The following is a 17,955-nucleotide window of genomic DNA, read 5'->3' as shown; positions in this document are numbered from 1 at the left end:
ACGGCGCCCTAAACGGGCGCCGGATCACAATTGGCAATCTGGTTTCTTTTTATGCAAAACAAAGCCCCGCACGACCCCGAAACCGAGAGCGGATCCAATTCACAAATTTGTCATACACGCCATTTTCACAGCCACTTTTTACGCGAAAGCAAATAACGAAAAGCTATGATTTTAAAAAGATAAAAATCGATTTTGACGAGATTGACGTAACACCGTCAATTTTTACGAAAACAACGAAATCAATAGTTGTTGTTTTCCTGTTAATTCTGGTTTGCTTAGGGCGTTGGAAAACAGAACGACAAAGGTTAGACACCTGACCAACACAGAGGGCCGATTTCATCAGCATGCGAAACCGGTGCTCACACAAAACAAGGCGAACCCTCGGGAATGCCAAAAAATAAGAAAGGAAAACATATGCTTGCCAAAGTATCCAAAATCTCTACCGCTGTAATGCTGGGAACCATGATGCTTGCCGGTGCCGCCGGTAACGCCATGGCCGCAGAAAACAAAACCGTGTTGACCATGGTCGCACAGCAGGAAACCGCCTGGGTCAAGAACTTCAACCCCTTCCTGCAAGCGGGCTTGCTGCACACCACCCGTCACTTCATCTATGAGCCGCTGGTGATCTTCAACGATATGCAAGGGGGCAAACCCGTCTATCGTCTGGCCACCAACTATGCGTTCAGCGATGACCTGAAATCCGTCACCTTCGATCTGCGTGACGGCGTGAAGTGGTCTGACGGCGAAGCCTTTGATGCCGATGACATCATCTTCTCTTTCAATCTGGTCAAGGCCAACAAGGCGCTGGATGAGCGCTCAATCTGGACCCAGATCAAGAGCGTCGAGAAGCTGGCCCCCAACAAGGTCAAATTCGACCTGACCGAGGTCAACACCAACGTGGTGAATGATCTGGTGCTGGTACCCATAGTGCCGGAGCATCAGTGGAAATCGGTGAAAGATCCGGTTGCCTTCACCAACGACAAGCCGGTTGGTACTGGCCCCTTCACCGAAGTGGACAACTTCTCCGCCCAGCTCTACACCCAGTGCCGCAACCCGCACTATTGGGATAACGCCAACCTCGCTATCGACTGTATCCGCATGCCGCAGATGGCCACCAACGACCAGGTGCTGGCGGCTGTCATGAAGGGTGACATCGACTGGTTCGGCTCCTTCGTGCCGGATATCGAACGCCTCTACGTCGGCAACGATCCGAAGAACAACAAATACTGGTTCCCGGCCTCCGGTACCGTGGCGTTCAACGTCAACTTCCAGACCAAGAACCCGGGCAATAACGAAGCCTTCAACGACATCAACTTCCGCCGCGCCTTCTCCATGGCGATGGACCGCCAGTCCATGGTGGATATCGCGGGCTACGGCTACCCCACCGTCAACGAGTACCCGTCAGGTCTGGGCAAAGCCTTTGACTCCTGGAACAACCCGGAAGTGGACAAGAAGTACGGCAAGTACAACAAGTTCGATCTGGAAGGGGCCAAGGCCCTGCTGAAAGAGGCAGGCTACAAGGATTGTGACGGCGACAAGTTCCTCGACACCCCGAGCTGCAAAAAGATCGAGTTCAAGGTACTGGTACCGAACGGCTGGACCGACTGGGTCAACACAGTTCAGATTGGTGTAGAAGGGCTGCAGGCGCTGGGCCTGAACGCCAAGACCGCCACCCCGGAAGCAACCGTCTGGACCGAGAACCTGATCACCGGTGACTTCGATGTCGCCCTGCAGGGTTACTTTGCCGGTGCCAACCCGCACAAGTACTTCGAGACCGCGTTCCACTCCCGCAACATGGGCGACCGTGGCAACCGCTTCGCCGCGCCCCGTTACAAGGACCCCGAGCTCGACAAGCTGATCGATGACTTCACCCAGACCGCCGATGCGGCCAAGCAGAAGGAGATCATGTTCGCCATCCAGGATCGTGTTGGTGCCAACCAGACCATCATTCCGGTCTTCAACAACCCGACCTGGTATGAGTACAGCACCAAGCGCTTCAACGGCTGGTTCAGTGCTGATAACCCGGTAGCCAAACCTCAGCTCCACCCGGACACCCCTGAGCGTCTGCTGCACGTGTTGTCCCTCAAGCCAAACAGCTAAACAATCCCGGCCCCCTGCGGGGGGCCATCTTCCCCGTTAACCCCTTTCTTGCCCGGCACCGCCGGGGTTGGGGTAGCTATACCCGACGCGGGGCAGACTTGCAGTAAAAGGTACTATCATGGGATTCATACTGAGACGCTTTTCCTTCTATCTGGTTGCCTTTCTGGTAGCCGCCACCATCAACTTCCTGTTACCCCGTGCCATGCCAGGGGATCCTGTCTCCGTGATGTTTGCCCGCGCTGGCGCCATGATGGAACCCGCCGCCCTGGAAGCCCTCAAAGCCACCTTCGGCTTTGTCGACGGCCCCATCGGCACCCAGTTTCTCACCTATGTGAAGAGTGTCTTCACCTGGGATCTCGGCACCTCGGTGCGCTTCTACCCGCAGCAGGTCTCTGACGTGCTGGGCCGTGCCATCGGCTGGACCCTGTTTCTGGTTGGCACCTCCACCATCCTTAGCTTCTCCATCGGTTCCATCGTCGGCATCTTCGCCGCCTGGTATCGCGGCGGCCGGATGGACAGCATTCTCTCCCCGCTCACCCTGGTGATGCAGGCCATTCCGCCGGTGGTGGTCTCCCTGCTCGCCCTGTTCCTGTTCGGGGTCAGCCTCGAGTGGCTGCCCATCGGCTACGCCTACAGCCCGGAGATCAAGGCTGACTGGGGTTGGGAGCACATCAAGAGCATCATGACCCACGCCATCATGCCGGTGCTGACTCTGGCCGTGGTACAGGTGGGGGGCTTTCTCATCACCATGCGCAACAACATGATCAACCTGCTGGGCGAGGATTACATCACCATGGCCAAGGCCAAGGGGCTCTCCAGCAACCGGGTGATCTTCAACTACGGCGCCCGCAACGCCATTCTGCCCAGCGTCACCGCCCTCTCCATGGCGCTCGGTTTCGTTATTGGTGGCTCTCTCATCACCGAGGTGATCTTCAACTATCCCGGCCTGGGCCTGACCCTCTATCAGGGCATTCTGGCCCGCGACTACCCGCTCATTCAGGGGCAGCTGCTCATCATGACCATCACCATGCTCAGCTTCAACTTCCTGGCCGACGTGCTCTACGTCTTCCTGGATCCCCGTCTGCGTACAGGAGGCAAATAAGATGCGTATGCCGACCATTCTAAAAATCCTGCTGGGCAACAAGAAGGCTGCCTGTGGCCTCGCCATCGTGGTTGCCTTCGTACTGATGGCCATCTTTGCCCCCATTCTGGCCAGCAACGAGCCGACAAAGCGGGTGGCTCGCCCGCACCAGCCGCCCAGTGCCGAGTTCGTGATGGGGTCCACCCGCATGGGCCACGATATCTGGGCCCAGTTCACCAACGGCGCCCGTATCTCGCTGCTGGTGGGCTTTAGTGCAGGCCTGCTGGTCTGCACCCTGGCCGTCGCCATCGGCATCACCGCCGGCTACTTTGGCGGTCTGGTGGACGAGTGCCTCACCTTCCTGATGAACGTGGTGCTGGTGATCCCCAACCTCCCCTTGCTACTGGTACTGGCGAGCTTTATCGGGGAGGCGTCACCGGCGGTGATTGCCGTGATAATAGGATTGACCTCGTGGGCCTATGGCGCGCGGGTCATCCGTGCCCAGACCCTGGCGCTGCGCGAGAAGGAGTTCGTCATCGCCGCCGAAGTGCTGGGCGAGCCAGCCTGGCGCATCATTCTGGTGGAGATCCTGCCCAACCTCATCTCCATCATCGGGGTGAGCTTTATCGGCTCCATCATCTACGCCATCGTCACCGAAGCGACCCTGGAGTTCCTGGGGCTTGGCGACCCGACCGTGGTGAGCTGGGGCATAATGCTCTACAACGCCCAGACCTCCAGCGCCATTCTGGTCGGCGCCTGGTGGGAGATCCTGGCTCCCTGCTTTGCCATCGCCACCCTGGGTGCCGGTCTGGCCCTGCTCAACTTCGCCATCGACGAGATTGCCAACCCGCAGCTGCGCTCACACAAAGGGTTGAGCCGCTGGAAGAAACTGGCCACACCGGTAACCACACCGGTTGCCACAGCACAGGAGAAGACAGCATGAACAAGCATCCCCTGCTGTCAGTACGCAATCTTTGCGTCGACTACATCACCGAAAATGGCGACGTGCGCGCCGTCAACTCGGTGAGCTTCGATATCAGACAGGGCGAGATCTTCGGTCTCGCCGGTGAGTCGGGCTGCGGCAAATCCACCGTCGCCTTCTCGGTGGCCCGGCTGCACAAGCCGCCCGCCTATATCAGCGGTGGCGAGATCCTGTTCAAGGGGGAGAATATCCTCCACTACAACGACGAGCGGCTACGCTCCTACCGCTGGCAACAGGTGTCGGTGGTGTTCCAGTCCGCCATGAACGCCCTGAACCCTGTGCTGCGGATGGAGGAGCAGTTCTGCGACGTGCTGCTGGCCCACAACCCCGGCATGACCCGTTACGAGGCGATCAAGCGCGCCCAGGAGCTGCTCACCATTGTCGATATCCACCCGAGCCGGCTCAAGGACTACCCGCACCAGTTCTCCGGCGGCATGCGCCAGCGGCTGGTGATTGCCATCGCCATGGCGCTCAACCCCGAGCTGCTCATCATGGATGAGCCAACCACGGCGCTCGATGTGGTGGTACAGCGGGAGATCCTGCAGAAGGTCTATGCCCTGAAAGAGAAGTTCAACTTCTCCATTCTGTTCATCACCCACGACCTCTCCCTGATGGTGGAGTTCTGCGATCGCATCGGCATCATGTATGCCGGTGAACTGGTGGAAGTCGCCCCCTCCAAGGCGATCCTGACCGCACCGCTACACCCCTATACCAGAGGGCTGGGCAACTCCTTCCCGCCCCTGCACGGGCCGAAGAAGGTACTGGAGGGGATCCCGGGCACACCGCTCAACCTGCTGGAGGTGCCGGTCGGCTGCCGCTTTCAGGCCCGCTGCGGCAAGGTGCACGATCGCTGCCGTCAGGAGTACACCAGATTGGCCGAGATCCGCCCCGGGCAACAGACCGCCTGCCACCTCTATGAGGAGCAGGGACTGCAACAAGATTCCGTGATCTATCTGGACAAGGCCGCTGGCTGTTAAGGATGTCTGTCATGCAAATCGCCAAAACCGATGCACCCATCATCGAAGTCCAGCACCTCTACAAGGACTTCCCCATCAACTCCAATGCCATCAAGAGTGGCAAGATGCGGGCGCTCTCCGACATCACCTTCAACCTGCACCGGGGCCGCGCCCTGGCGGTGGTCGGGGAGTCGGGATCCGGCAAGAGCACCATCGCCAAGATCATCGCCAAGATGTACAAGCTCAGTGCCGGGCGCATTCTCTATCGCGGCCACGATCTGGAGGAGTTCAACAAAGGCACCGCCCTGCTGGACTATCGCCAGAGCGTGCAGATGGTGTGGCAAGATCCGTTCGGTTCGCTCAACCCGACCCACACCATCTATCACCACATCGCACGCCCCCTGCTGCTGCACAGCAAGGTGATCGACAAGAAAGAGCTGCCCGACATGGTCTACGCCCTGCTGGAGAAGGTCGGCCTGACCCCCGCCAAGGCAACGGCGGCCAAGTATCCGCACCAGCTCTCCGGCGGCCAGCGCCAGCGGGTCAACATCGCCCGCAATCTGGCGGTGGAGGCGGAAGTGGTGCTGGCGGACGAGCCGACTTCCATGCTCGACGTCTCCATTCGCATCGGCATCCTCAACCTGATGGAGCAGATGAAGAACGAGCTCGGCGTCTCCATGCTCTACATCACCCACGACATCGCCACCGCCCGCTATGTGGCGGAAGATCTGGCAGTCATGTATGTGGGACACATGGTGGAGTGGGGCGAGGTGGACGAGATCCTGCACCACCCGCAGCACCCCTACACCCAGCTGCTCATCTCGGCGGTGCCCGATCCGGAGAAGAGCATCCACGCCGAGCTGGAGGGTGGCCGCAAGGGGGAGATCCCGCTCTGGACGCCGGAGTCCTGCGGTTGCCCCTTTGCCGGGCGCTGCAATCAGGCAATGCCCCGCTGCAAGGAGGCGCTGCCCCCCATCACCAAGCTTGCCGACAACCACTTCGTGCGCTGCTACCTCTACGAGTGAGGGTGAACCTTGAACCGGCCGGACAACCCTGTCCGGTCATGCCTCGATACGGGGCGGCCACAGCCCCGTGATGTGCCTCACCGCCCGGCGGTGAACCACAGGAGTAATACCTTGATGGAACTCTTGATCAATCAGGTGGGCTACGAGTGCGACGGACACAAGGTCGCCCTGTTGCAAACCTCCCCCGCCCCTGATCTCGGCGGCTATGTCAGGCTGCAACGCCTTGATGATGGCCAGATCCTGTTTGAAACCCCGCTGCAACCGGCTGGCAGCGTCCCCGGCTGGCAGGGCCGCGCTTACTGGCGTGCCGACTTCTCCGCCTTCAAGGAGCCCGGCCACTATCGGCTGGAGGCGATCACAGCCCAAGGCATAGTCCGCTCCACCCGCTTTGCCATCGGCCAGGATCTGCTGGCCAGCCGCTGTCTCTCCGATGTCATCCACTACTTCAAGGGGCAGCGCGCCAGCGGCACCTTCGATCGGGCCGACCGCAGCGCCCGCCTGTTTGGCACCGACCAGCACAAAGATGTGCACGGCGGCTGGTTCGATGCCAGCGGCGACATGAGCAAGTACCTGAGCCACCTCTCCTACGCCAACTACCTCAACCCCCAGCAGACCCCCATGGTGGTGTGGGCTCTGCTCAAGTGCCGCGAACTGCTGGCCCCGCGCCGCGATATCGACGGGATAAACCTCTGCAAGCGGCTCAATGACGAGGCGCTGCACGGCGCCGATTTCCTCTGCCGGATGCAGGATGAGTCGGGCTTCTTCTACATGACCCTGTTCGACAAGTGGAGCAAGGACCCTGCCCAGCGCGAGCTGTGCGCCTATACCACCCAGCAGGGGATCAAGTCCGCCAACTGGCAGGCGGGTTTCCGCCAAGGGGGCGGCATGGCCATCGCCGCGCTGGCCCGCGCCGCCCGCGAGAGCGTCAGCGGCGACTTCGATGCCAGCCGCTACGCCGAGGCGGCCCGCCGCGGCTACCTGCATCTGCGTGAACACAACCTCTCCTATCTGGATGACGGGGTCGAAAACATCATCGACGACTACTGCGCCCTGTTGGCAGCGGTGGAGCTGACCCGCACCTTCGGCAACGAGTGGCTGAATGAGGCGAGAGCCCTCGCCAGCAAGCTCTGTGCCCGCCAGCGCCCCCATTCGGAGCTGGGTCACTACTGGTCGGCCAACGAGGATGGCTCGCGCCCCTACTACCACGCCGCCGAGGCGGGTCTGCCGGTGCTGGCGCTGCTGGAATATCTGGGCGTAGAGCCGGATCAGGGGCACCAGGCCCGGGTACAAACCGTAGTGGAGCAGGCACTGGCCGCCGAACTGGCACTGTGCGCACGGGCGGGCAACCCCTTCTCCCTCGCCCGCCAATATGTGAAAGGGGTGGATGAAGCGCCGCGCGTCAGCTTCTTTATGCCCCACAACAACGAGTCCGGTTACTGGTGGCAGGGGGAGAATGCCCGCCTCGCATCGTTGGCGACCATGGCCTTTGCTGGCGCCCGCCACTTCCCCCGCCAGAGCCAGCCGCTAATCACTTACGGCCAGCGCCAACTCGACTGGATCCTCGGGCAGAACCCCTTCAACGCCTGCATGCTGGCGGGCCACGGCATCAACAACCCCGCCTATACCGCCGGGTATCCCAATGCGCAGGGAGGTATCTGCAACGGCATCACCTCAGGGTTTGATGACGAAAATGAGGTGGCCTTTATTCCGGAGGAGTACAAGGATCGGCTGGATCAGAACTGGCGCTGGGGCGAGCAGTGGATCCCCCACGCCGCCTGGTTTGCCCTTGCCATCAGCTGGCAGAGTGCACTGGGTGATCGGAATGAGCAGGGGGGTCGCCATGATTGAGATGTACAGGAATCGGCACGATCATAACTGGCACAGGGAAGAACAGCGGATCCTCCATGCAGTCCGGTTTGCCCTGGCCATCAGCTGGCAGAGTGCTCTGAGTGATCGAAATGAGCAGGGAGGTCGCCATGATTGAGTTCTGGGTCGGCGTCGATGGCGGGGGCACCCACACCCGCGCCCGCATTCGGGATCGGGCGGGCAAGCTGCTCGGTGAAGGGCGCGCTGCTGGCTCCAATCTGGAGCTGGGCATCCCTCACGCTCATGCCAATGTGCTGGCCGCCATCGCCAGCGCCCGCCTTACGGCTGGACTGGGCATAGAGTGCGAACAACAGATGGGGGTCGGGCTGGCGCTCGCCTCCGCCGAGCTGGCCGACTGCTATCACGCCCTGCTCGAGATGCCCTTCCCCTTTGCCAGCGTCAGGCTCACCTCCGATGCCTTCGGTGCCTGCCTCGGCGCCTTTGGCGGCCGTGAGGGGGCCATTCTGATCGCAGGTACCGGCTCGGTGGGGCTGGTCTATCAGGAGGGGCAGATCCGCACCTGCTCCGGCCGCGGCTTCCCCATTTCAGACATAGGCAGCGGCGCCTGGCTGGGGCTGCGCGCCATCCAGCAATCCCTGCTCTGCCACGACGGCATTCTGCCCCCCAGCACCCTCGCCATCCGCTTGATGGATCGCTTCAAGCGGGATCAGGCCGAGGTGGTACGCTGGGCCGCCCGCGCCATTCCGGCGGACTATGGCCACTTTGCCCCCTGGGTATTTGATGCAGCCAGCGATGGCGACGAGCTCGCCAATCAGCTGCTGGACGAAACCTGCGAGCAGCTGCAGATCCTGCTGGAGGGGATGACCCAGCTCGGTGCCAGACAGATCGCCCTGCTGGGGGGGATTGGCACCCGCCTCGCTCCCCGTCTCGGCCAGCTCAACCTGATCCCCCCCCAGGCAGATGCGCTCGATGGCGCCATCCTGTTTGCCCAATCAGAGGATTTTCCATGTCTACACCCCTGATCCACACCCAGGTCGCCCGACGTGACGGCGAGGATGTCTGGTTCACTTTCACCCTCTCCCGCATGCCTGATACCAAGTGGAAGCTGCACTTCTGTCTGGCTCGCCATATCGACCCCGACTCCTTGCAAGGGGGCGAGCTGGAGCGCCAGAGCGGCAGCTACAAGGTGATTGTCCCGAACGCTGGCAGCTGCGAGCTGCGCTTTTGCTGCCGCCAGACCCCCATCAAGAAGCTCTCCGACATGCCGCAGGGCTTTTTCCTCAGCTTGCCGGAGGCGACTACGGGAGCCCAGCTGCTGCCGGTGACGCTGGCGGCGCAGGATCTCGGACTGGAGAACCCGCCGGTAACCCGCCCCGACCTGCCGGATGTCGAGCACCAGCCCGGCATAGTGCCACAACCGGCCCATCTGGTACTGCTGGAGGGGAACTTCCGGCTGGCAGAGCGGGCTCATGTCAGCGCCCCCCGCGATGTACCGAAGCTGCTGGCCCACTTCAACGAACTGACGTCGCTGGCGCTGGAGCAGGATCACGACGCTGAAATCCGGCTGACCGAGGCCAAACTGGCCCCCGAAGCCTACCAACTCACCATCACGCCGCAGGAGGTGGTGATTGCCGCCGCCGACGAAACGGGTTGGCGTCATGGGCTGGTGACTTTGGCCCAGTGGTATCTGCAACATGGGGAGAGCCTGCCCTGCGTCACGCTGGAGGATGCCCCGCGCTTTGGCTTTCGCGGCATTTTTCTCGACTGCGCCCGCCACTTCCACACTCCGGCAACCATCAAGCGTCTGCTCAAACTGATGAGCCTCTACAAGTTCAACCGCTTCCACTGGCACCTGACCGATGACGAGGGGTGGCGACTCGAGATAAAGGCCTTCCCGGAGCTGAGCGACGTGGGGGCCTGGCGCGGCCACGATCTGGCGATCGGCCCCCAGCTCAGCGGCGGTGCCGAACCCTATGGCGGCTACTACACCCAGAGCGAGGTGAAGGAGCTGGTGAGCTATGCCAGTGAGCTCGGCATCACCGTCATTCCCGAGATCGACATTCCGGGCCACTGCCACGCCGCCATCAAGGCGCTGCCCGAGTTGCTGATCGAAACGGCGGATCACTCCCGCTACCGCTCGGTTCAGCATTTCGATGACAACGTGCTCAACCCCGCCCTGCCCGGCACCTACCGCTTTCTGGAGGCGGTGCTGGACGAGGTATGCGAGCTCTTTCCCGGCCCGCAGATCCACATGGGGGGTGACGAGGTGCCGACCGGGGTCTGGACCGACAGCCCCGCCTGCCAGCAGCTGATGGTCGAGCAGGGCTACGCCGATTGCCGCGAGCTGCAGGGCCATCTGCTGCGCCACTGCCAGCGCTATCTGGCCGCCAGAGGCAAACAGATGATCGGCTGGGAGGAGATCCTGCATGGCGACAAGGTGAGCCGTAAAGCCGCCGTCTGTGCCTGGACCTGCTTTCAGGCGGGGCTGGATGCTGCCGCGGCCGGTTATCCGGTGGTGATGGCGCCCGCCCAGTTCCTCTATCTCGATCTCGCCTGGAGCGCCGATATTCATGAACCCGGCCTCTACTGGGCGGGTACCCTCAATCTGGAGCAGATCTACGCGTGTGACCCTGCCCCAGCCGATTTCCATGCCAACGATAACATCCTCGGGGTGCTGAGCCCCTTGTGGTCAGAATTGATCACCAGCCGTGATCGTCTCGACTACATGTTGTTCCCGCGTATGCTGGCCACGGCCGAGGTGGCCTGGAGCGATCCCGCCCACAAGGGCTGGGAGCACTTCGCCGCCCGCCTGCCGGGTCAGCTGCAGATCCTCGATCAGTTGCAGGTGCGCTACCGGATGCCACAGAGGTAATGTTGTCTCTACTTTGGCGGCCAATCGGCCGCCTTTTTTACGATTAGCCAACAAAACATCAACTTCCCCCTACCATTCATCCGCCATTATTGGCAAAATCCAGCCCCCAATGAAGCTGATCTGCCTCCTGCTGGCGCGAGCCTGCGGTCACCTCCAGATCTGCCACAATAACAACGACAACATTATCAACAAGAACATCGGAGCGTATTCCTATGGCCCGCAGAAACGTCCATACCCTGGATAGCGAAGTGGAGTTTCCTGCCGACGTACAACTGGTCTCAACCACTGACCTGCGCGGGGTGATCACCTACGCCAACCCGGCCTTCTGCGACATCGCAGGCTACTCGGTCGATGAACTGGTGGGACACAACCACAATCTGGTACGCCACCCCGACATGCCCAAGGCCGCCTTCGCCGATCTCTGGGCCCGCCTCAAGGAGGGCAAACCCTGGCGCGGTATGGTAAAAAACCGCTGCAAGGATGGCCGTTACTACTGGGTAGATGCCTATGTGACCCCCATCTATGAAGGCAACAGGATCAGCGGCTACCAGTCGGTACGCTGCAAGCCCGAGCCCCAATTCAAGCGCATCGCCGCTCAGACCTACCAGGCCCTGCTCAAAGCAGAGCGCGGCAACAGCAGCAACCTCCCCTCTCTTGCCAGAGTGCGCACCCCGGCCATTACCCTGCTGCTGCTCGGCCTGATGGGCTGGACCTTCGCTAGCCAAGGGGCCATGACCGCCCTGCTGATGCTGCTGCCCCTGTTGCTCATCGGCGGCGCCTACTGGCGCGAGATCTTCGCTCTGCCCCACTATCTACAGCAGTTGGGCCGTGAATATGACAGTCTGACCCGGCTGGTCTACTCCGGTGACAACCCCGGCGCCATTGCCGATTTTCATATCAAGATGCTGCAGGCCCGCATCCGAACCGTGTTGGGACGGATCAACGATGCCACGGCACCTCTGCAAACCCTGGCCATCAATCTGAAGCAGGCCTCTCATCAGGCCTGTCTCGATATCAACGAGCAAGATGCCCAGACCCAGCAGATGGCTACGGCTATGACTCAGATGGCCAACACAGCTCACGAGATCGCCCGCAACATTCAGGACTCCAACGGTCAGGTCAACGAAGCTCGCAATCGTTGTGAACAAACCAACCAGCAGTTGAACCAGACAGAGCAACAGATCGAACAGCTCGCCAAACAGGCAGAGCTGGCGTTCAACTCGGCGGTAGAGCTCGCCAGCGAATCCGAACGGATTGGCAGTGTCATGGGCGAGATCCAGGGCATCGCCGAGCAGACTAACCTGCTGGCCCTCAACGCCGCCATCGAAGCGGCTCGCGCCGGAGAGCAGGGCCGTGGTTTTGCGGTGGTCGCAGACGAGGTACGAACTCTATCGACCCGCACCCACAAGGCGACCGAGCAGATCCAGGGCAGCATCAAGCAGATCCAGCACACGCTGGGACGCTGGAAGGGGATGATGCAGGAGAACCTGCAACAGACCCGCGCATGTGCCGAGATGACCCGCCAGGGCGCCAGCAGCCTCCATACCGTGCTGGCAGAGATAGAGCTGGTCACCGAACACTCCACCCAGATCGCCACCGCTGCTGAGCAGCAACAAGCGGTAGTAGAGGAGATCAGCCGCAGCATCCACCAGATCTCCGAGTACTCCCACGCCAACAGTCAGAAGATGCTGGATGTCGATCACTCCAGTCAGGCTCTGCTGGAACGGGCCAAGCAACTGAAGGGGCTTAGCCAGACCTTCGGCTGAATCATTGCCAGCCCCATGACAGAAGCGCCACAATGGCGCTTCTGTTGTTTTTGACGAATCGGGTTTATGAGCATTGAATCAAGTCCATCCCCATTGAACAAAACTGCCCGTATCGAGGCGATCATCGCCCTCATCCCTGCCGGCAAGGTGGCCAGTTACGGTCAGGTGGCCGATCTGGCGGGGCTGCCCGGACGGGCAAGACTGGTAGGCAAGGTGCTGCGGGAGACCGACAAGGTACTGCCGTGGCATCGGGTGCTGGGCGCAGCAGGCACTATCTCCTTACCAAAAGGGTCGGCTGGCTTCGACAGACAGGCGGGATTGCTGCAGGAAGAGGGCGTGCCCGTGATTGGTGGGCGGGTCAGAATGAAGGAGTGGCAATGGCAGCCCGACCTGGCCGAGCTGCTTTTTCTACTGCCGTTTTGAGGGGGGCACTGCCAGATCACTCCAGCGGTGCCAGGATCTCCTCACTGCGCACCTGCACCGGTATAGTCTCGTCCTCGCGCTGCAGCAGCACAAGCAGGCTCTGTCGGTCCACCTCCAGCACATAGGCAGCCCCTTCCCGGGTCATGCAGCTCATGCCCGGCCGGATCTCGTTAATCTCCATCTCAACCTCCTTGTCTACTTCGCGATTGACGACAGCTGCACTCCTTGCAGCTGTCTCAGTATACCCTTATCCATAAGCAAAGAGGCCCCTGGTCGGGGCCTCTTTGTCATCAGGCTTTCTTCGCCTTCGGCAAACTCTCTTGCCAGGTACCGTTGTCGTAGTGAGCGGTCCAACCGGTCGCCTTGCCGTTGACCTCGCTCATCACGTACTGCTCCTTGGTCTTTCGACTGAAGCGCACGATGGCGGGGTTGCCGTCCGGATCGGTGAGCGGGGCTCCCGCCAGATACTTGTGCTTGGCGGAGATGCGATCCTTGAAGCGCTTGAGCTCTTCCACCAGCGGCGCGCGAGTCTCGCGGGATTTGGGGAAGTTGCTGGCTGCCAGGAACAGACCGGCAGCACCGTCACGCAGCACGAAGTGAGCATCGGACTGGGTGCACTTGAGCTCCGGCAACGGTACCGGATCTTCTTTCGGCGGCGCGATGTCGCCGTTTTTCAGGATCTTGCGGGTGTTCTTGCAAGTCTCGTTGGTGCAGCCCATGTACTTGCCGAAACGACCGTTCTTGAGCTGCATCTCGCTGCCGCAGCGGTCGCACTCGATACTCGGCCCTTCGTAGCCCTTGAGCTTGAACTGGCCCTTCTCGATTTCGTAGCCATCGCAGTCCGGGTTGCGACCACAGACGTGCAGCTTGCGGCTGTCATCGATGATGTAGGCATCCATCGCTGTGCCACAGACACCGCAACGGTGCTTGGCACGCAGCGCCTCGGTTTCCGCCTCTTCGCCGTCAGTGGCGGAGACAAACTCATCGGCAGAGACCAGGTTGATGGTCTTCTTGCAGCGCTCTTTCGGCGGCAGGGCATAGCCGGAGCAGCCGAGGAAGACGCCGGTGGTGGCGGTACGAATACCCATCTTGCGGCCACAATCCGGGCAGTCGATGTCGGTCATCACCATCTGGTTGGCACGCATGCCGCCCTCTTCGGGCGCCTTGTCGGCCTTCTCCAGCTCCTGGGTAAACTCGGCGTAGAAGCTGTCCAGCACCTTCTTCCACTCCAGGCTCCCTTCAGCGATGCCATCGAGCTTGTCTTCCATCTTGGCGGTGAACTCGTAGTTCATCAGCTCGACGAAGTTCTCCACCAGACGATCGGTGACGATCTCACCCATCTTCTCGGCGAAGAAACGGCGGCTCTCGACCCGCACATAACCACGATCAACGATGGTGGAGATGATGGAGGCGTAGGTAGAGGGACGGCCGATGCCGCGTTTTTCCAGCTCGCGCACCAGCGCAGCTTCGGTGAAACGGGCAGGCGGCTTGGTAAAGTGCTGGCGCGGATCCAGCTTGACCAGTTTCAGCACCTCGCCCACGGTGACCGCAGGCAGCTGGCTATCTTCACCCTTGCGACCCATCGGCGGCAGCGCCTTGGTCCAACCGGCGAAGCGCAGGGTACGACCACGGGCCTTGAGCTCGAACTCACCCGCCTTGACGGTCAGGGTGGAAGAGTCGTACTGAGCGGGGGTCATCTGGCAGGCAACGAACTGACGCCAGATGAGATCGTACAGACGCATGGCATCCGGCTCCATCCCTTCCAGCATCTCGGCAGTCACCTGTACGTTGGAGGGACGGATCGCTTCGTGCGCTTCCTGGGCATTGGCCTTGGCGCCATACAGATTCGGCTCGGCTGGCAGATAGGCCGCGCCATAATGCTCGCCGATATATTCACGCACCGCTTCAACCGCCTCTTTGCTGAGGTTGGTGGAGTCGGTACGCATATAGGTGATGTAACCCGCTTCATAGAGACGCTGGGCCATCATCATGGTCTTCTTGACCCCGAAGCTCAGACGGGTAGAGGCCGCCTGCTGCAGGGTGGAGGTGATAAACGGCGCGGACGGCTTGGAGCCGGTCGGCTTGTCTTCCCGGTTAACGACCTTGTAGTCGACCCCTTCCAAGGCTGCGACAGCGGCAAAGGTCTCGGCCTGGGTCACCGGCTTGAAGTCAGCCCCGTTGCGGCTGACCACTTCCATACGCAGATCGCTCTTGTCGGCAGTCAGCAGGTCGGCATTGAGATCCCAGAACTCGACCGGTACGAACGCCTTGATTTCGCGCTCTTTATCGACGATAAGACGCACCGCAACGGATTGCACTCGACCGGCGGAAAGACCGCGCGCCAGCTTCTTCCACAGCAGCGGGGAGACCATGTAACCCACCACGCGGTCGAGGAAACGACGAGCCTGCTGGGCATTAACGCGGTCAATATTGAGTTCGGACGGCTGGGCGAACGCCTCCTTGATGGCGCTCTTGGTGATCTCGTTGAACACCACGCGCTTGTAGCGGCTGTCGTCGCCACCAATGATCTCGCGCAGGTGCCAGGCGATCGCCTCTCCTTCTCTATCCAAATCGGTTGCGAGATAGATGGTGTCGGCTTTCTCGGCCAGACTTTGCAACTCGCTGACCACCTTCTCCTTGCCGGGCAAAATCTGGTAGTTAGCCTGCCAGCCAGCGGTCGGATTGATACCCATCCGGGCAAACAGGGCCTTGCGATCCTTGGCAGCCTTCTCGGATTCGCTCAACTTGATGCCGCGAATGACAGGTTTCTTGGGCTCGGTGCTGGCGCTGCCGCTGGTGGGCAGATCGCGAACATGACCCACGCTGGATTTCACCACGTAGTCCTTGCCCAGATATTTGTTGATCGTCTTGGCCTTGGCCGGAGACTCCACTATGACCAGTGATTTGCCCATGCTGTAACTATTATCCTCATTGCACCCGACGGGGTTGGTGTGCGGTTTTGTGGGGCTGTATAAGAGATTTGGCGCGAAAAAGCAATCTTGTGAGCAAATTTGCCTGACCAGCCCGAACCACACGGCTTCTTTTATTGCTTCTTTATTTATTAATGCGAAGGCAACAGGCCGGACGCAACCGCTTTTTCAATTTTCTGCCATACCGCCCCTCTTTTTATATCTGAAACGACATAAAAACGTCTGCTGGTTACCGGCTTGTTACAAAAACATAAAATCTCTTTATAATGGCCCAACCCCGACGCATTGCGCGCGGAAGGAACCGCTACCCATCATAAAAATCGAAAGGATGTACTCAATGAAGCACTTCGAGGTCAATTTCGACGGTCTGGTCGGCCCGACTCATAACTATGCTGGCCTCTCCTACGGCAACGTTGCCTCCCAGAGCAATGCCCAGGAGGCTTCCAATCCGAAAGAGGCCGCCAAACAGGGGCTGCGCAAGATGAAGGCGCTGACCGAGCTTGGCATGACCCAGGGGGTACTGGCGCCACAAGAGCGTCCCGATCTCGCCACCCTGCGCCGCCTAGGCTTCACCGGCAACGATGCCCGGGTGCTGGAGCAGGCCGCCAAACAGGCTCCCGCCGTACTGGCTGCCTGCTATTCGGCTTCCAGCATGTGGACTGCCAACGCCGCCACCGTCTCCCCCAGTGCCGATACCCAGGATGGCCGCATTCACTTCACCCCCGCCAACCTGACCAACAAGTTTCACCGCTCTCTGGAGCCGGACGTCACGGGCCGTATCCTACGAGCCGTGTTCAACAATGATCGCCACTTCAGCCACCACCTCCATCTGCCGGAGAATGACCACTTCGGCGACGAGGGGGCTGCCAACCACACCCGGCTCTGCCGTGCCTATGGCGAGGCGGGGGTCGAGCTGTTTGTCTATGGCCGCAGCGCCTTTGACTACTCCCGCCCGGCGCCGAAGCGCTATCCGGCCCGCCAGACTCTGGAGGCAAGCCAGGCCATCTCCCGTCTCCATGGCCTTGGCGAGGAGAGCGTGGTGTTTATTCAGCAAAACCCGGATGTGATCGATCAGGGGGTGTTCCACAACGACGTGATCGCGGTGGGCAACCAGAACGTGCTCTTCTTCCACCAACAAGCGTTCCTCAACACCGAAGCGGTGCTGACTGAAATCCGCGGCAAGTTTGGCGAGGGGGATTTGCACTTTATCGAAGTGCCAACTGCCGAGGTATCCGTGCTGGATGCGGTGAAATCCTACCTGTTCAACACCCAGATCCTCACCCTGCCGAGCGGTGAGATGGCCATCATCGCCCCCACCGAGTGCCGCGACAATCCGGCGGTGTCGGCCTATCTTGGCAAGCTGCTGACGCAGGAGACCCCGATCAAGGCGGTCCACTATATGGATGTGAAACAGAGCATGCGCAATGGCGGCGGCCCGGCCTGCCTGCGACTGCGGGTTGCCATGAACGATCAGGAACTCGCTGCGGTCAATCCGGCCTGCCTTATCAACGACAGCCAGTTTGCCCGCCTCGATGGCTGGGTCGATAGCCACTACCGCGACCGCCTGACCCTCGACGATCTGAGGGATCCGGCACTGGTGCAGGAGTCCCGCAGCGCACTGGACGAGCTGACCCAGATCCTGAAACTGGGTTCGGTCTACCCGTTCCAGCGCTAGATGTGATGCCCGGGAAGACCGCCGACGCTGGCGGTCTTCTGCTATTTCCCTTCTCTTCAGCGCGATCGCCAACTTGCACGGATGCTGTTTTGTGCAGAAAAGCAGCGCACAACTTGCTGATAAGCTTGAATTTTGAGCTGGATGTATCAAAAAATCGACGAACAGTCATTTTTTACTGCCAGATGCCTCATCAAGGGGTTCACAAAGCCTCTGGATCTGATAGTATGCGCCTCGCACTTGGGGAGGGGTTCCCGAGCGGCCAAAGGGATCAGACTGTAAATCTGACGGCTCTGCCTTCGAAGGTTCGAATCCTTCTCC

The 17,955-nt window shown here is 60.6% G+C and carries 13 protein-coding genes; 11 read left to right on the top strand and 2 right to left on the bottom strand.

Annotated elements, in window-relative coordinates; translation table 11 throughout:
* Positions 1-414: 414 nt before the first annotated feature.
* The 10 genes from G5332_RS16525 to G5332_RS16480 all read left to right on the top strand — a co-directional run bounded on the left by G5332_RS16525 (position 415) and on the right by G5332_RS16480 (position 13,032).
* On the top strand, positions 415-2,100 hold the full coding sequence (locus tag G5332_RS16525; protein ID WP_005353816.1) for an ABC transporter substrate-binding protein: 1,686 nt from the start codon (positions 415-417) through the stop codon (positions 2,098-2,100).
* A gap of 118 nt (positions 2,101-2,218) precedes the next feature.
* Positions 2,219-3,202, top strand: a complete 984-nt coding sequence (locus G5332_RS16520) for an ABC transporter permease (protein ID WP_005353818.1) — start codon at positions 2,219-2,221, stop codon at positions 3,200-3,202.
* Position 3,203: 1 nt separating this feature from the next.
* Positions 3,204-4,124 (top strand): ABC transporter permease, encoded by a 921-nt coding sequence (locus G5332_RS16515; RefSeq protein WP_421311386.1) that lies wholly within the window; start codon positions 3,204-3,206, stop codon positions 4,122-4,124.
* Positions 4,121-5,140, top strand: coding sequence for an ABC transporter ATP-binding protein (locus G5332_RS16510; RefSeq protein WP_005334876.1), 1,020 nt, complete (start codon positions 4,121-4,123; stop codon positions 5,138-5,140). Before G5332_RS16515 ends, G5332_RS16510 begins: the two co-directional genes overlap by 4 nt.
* An 11-nt stretch (positions 5,141-5,151) precedes the next feature.
* Positions 5,152-6,144 carry an ABC transporter ATP-binding protein gene (locus tag G5332_RS16505; protein WP_005353824.1) on the top strand — a complete coding sequence of 331 codons (993 nt, stop codon included), beginning with the start codon at positions 5,152-5,154 and terminating at the stop codon, positions 6,142-6,144.
* Positions 6,145-6,258: 114 nt separating this feature from the next.
* Entirely contained in the window at positions 6,259-7,992 is a 1,734-nt protein-coding gene (locus G5332_RS16500) for a glycoside hydrolase family 9 protein (RefSeq protein WP_421311385.1), read from the top strand.
* A 128-nt stretch (positions 7,993-8,120) separates the two neighbouring features.
* Positions 8,121-8,993, top strand: a complete 873-nt coding sequence (locus tag G5332_RS16495) for a BadF/BadG/BcrA/BcrD ATPase family protein (RefSeq protein WP_335831979.1) — start codon at positions 8,121-8,123, stop codon at positions 8,991-8,993.
* A complete protein-coding gene (locus G5332_RS16490) occupies positions 8,978-10,843 on the top strand; it encodes a beta-N-acetylhexosaminidase (RefSeq protein ID WP_421250026.1) in 1,866 nt (621 codons plus the stop codon). Before G5332_RS16495 ends, G5332_RS16490 begins: the two co-directional genes overlap by 16 nt.
* A 212-nt stretch (positions 10,844-11,055) precedes the next feature.
* Positions 11,056-12,609: a methyl-accepting chemotaxis protein gene (locus G5332_RS16485; protein WP_421250025.1), complete on the top strand. Its 1,554-nt coding sequence runs from the start codon at positions 11,056-11,058 to the stop codon at positions 12,607-12,609.
* A gap of 66 nt (positions 12,610-12,675) precedes the next feature.
* Entirely contained in the window at positions 12,676-13,032 is a 357-nt protein-coding gene (locus G5332_RS16480; protein ID WP_421250024.1) for an MGMT family protein, read from the top strand.
* Between the two features lie 16 nt (positions 13,033-13,048).
* Here the strand turns inward: G5332_RS16480 and G5332_RS16475 are convergent, their stop codons facing one another.
* Together G5332_RS16475 and topA are read right to left on the bottom strand one after the other, a co-directional pair.
* The gene (locus G5332_RS16475; RefSeq protein WP_162851498.1) at positions 13,049-13,213 is read right to left on the bottom strand and encodes a hypothetical protein; all 165 of its coding nucleotides are present in this window, start codon (positions 13,211-13,213) and stop codon (positions 13,049-13,051) included.
* A gap of 109 nt (positions 13,214-13,322) precedes the next feature.
* On the bottom strand, positions 13,323-15,944 hold the full coding sequence (topA, locus tag G5332_RS16470) for a type I DNA topoisomerase (protein ID WP_421250023.1): 2,622 nt from the start codon (positions 15,942-15,944) through the stop codon (positions 13,323-13,325).
* Between the two features lie 355 nt (positions 15,945-16,299).
* Here topA and astB point away from each other — a divergent pair, with 355 nt between their 5' ends.
* The gene (astB, locus tag G5332_RS16465; protein WP_227342152.1) at positions 16,300-17,637 is read left to right on the top strand and encodes an N-succinylarginine dihydrolase; all 1,338 of its coding nucleotides are present in this window, start codon (positions 16,300-16,302) and stop codon (positions 17,635-17,637) included.
* Positions 17,638-17,955 lie beyond the last annotated feature (318 nt).

Source organism: Aeromonas sp. 603757 (genome assembly GCF_049171255.1).
Lineage (GTDB): Bacteria > Pseudomonadota > Gammaproteobacteria > Enterobacterales > Aeromonadaceae > Aeromonas > Aeromonas veronii_A.
The sequence above is the reverse complement of the archived record's forward strand: the minus strand, read 5'-3'. Positions and strand labels throughout refer to the sequence as shown.

What these genes read in the sequence shown, in the direction of transcription:
- G5332_RS16525 (WP_005353816.1), top strand. Translation starts at nt 415, where the DNA reads ATGCTTGCCAAAGTATCCAAAATCTCTACCGCTGTAATGCTGGGAACC.
- G5332_RS16520 (WP_005353818.1), top strand. Translation starts at nt 2,219, where the DNA reads ATGGGATTCATACTGAGACGCTTTTCCTTCTATCTGGTTGCCTTTCTG.
- G5332_RS16515 (WP_421311386.1), top strand. Translation starts at nt 3,204, where the DNA reads ATGCGTATGCCGACCATTCTAAAAATCCTGCTGGGCAACAAGAAGGCT.
- G5332_RS16510 (WP_005334876.1), top strand. Translation starts at nt 4,121, where the DNA reads ATGAACAAGCATCCCCTGCTGTCAGTACGCAATCTTTGCGTCGACTAC.
- G5332_RS16505 (WP_005353824.1), top strand. Translation starts at nt 5,152, where the DNA reads ATGCAAATCGCCAAAACCGATGCACCCATCATCGAAGTCCAGCACCTC.
- G5332_RS16500 (WP_421311385.1), top strand. Translation starts at nt 6,259, where the DNA reads ATGGAACTCTTGATCAATCAGGTGGGCTACGAGTGCGACGGACACAAG.
- G5332_RS16495 (WP_335831979.1), top strand. Translation starts at nt 8,121, where the DNA reads ATGATTGAGTTCTGGGTCGGCGTCGATGGCGGGGGCACCCACACCCGC.
- G5332_RS16490 (WP_421250026.1), top strand. Translation starts at nt 8,978, where the DNA reads ATGTCTACACCCCTGATCCACACCCAGGTCGCCCGACGTGACGGCGAG.
- G5332_RS16485 (WP_421250025.1), top strand. Translation starts at nt 11,056, where the DNA reads ATGGCCCGCAGAAACGTCCATACCCTGGATAGCGAAGTGGAGTTTCCT.
- G5332_RS16480 (WP_421250024.1), top strand. Translation starts at nt 12,676, where the DNA reads ATGAGCATTGAATCAAGTCCATCCCCATTGAACAAAACTGCCCGTATC.
- G5332_RS16475 (WP_162851498.1), bottom strand. Translation starts at nt 13,213, where the DNA reads ATGGAGATTAACGAGATCCGGCCGGGCATGAGCTGCATGACCCGGGAA.
- topA (WP_421250023.1), bottom strand. Translation starts at nt 15,944, where the DNA reads ATGGGCAAATCACTGGTCATAGTGGAGTCTCCGGCCAAGGCCAAGACG.
- astB (WP_227342152.1), top strand. Translation starts at nt 16,300, where the DNA reads ATGAAGCACTTCGAGGTCAATTTCGACGGTCTGGTCGGCCCGACTCAT.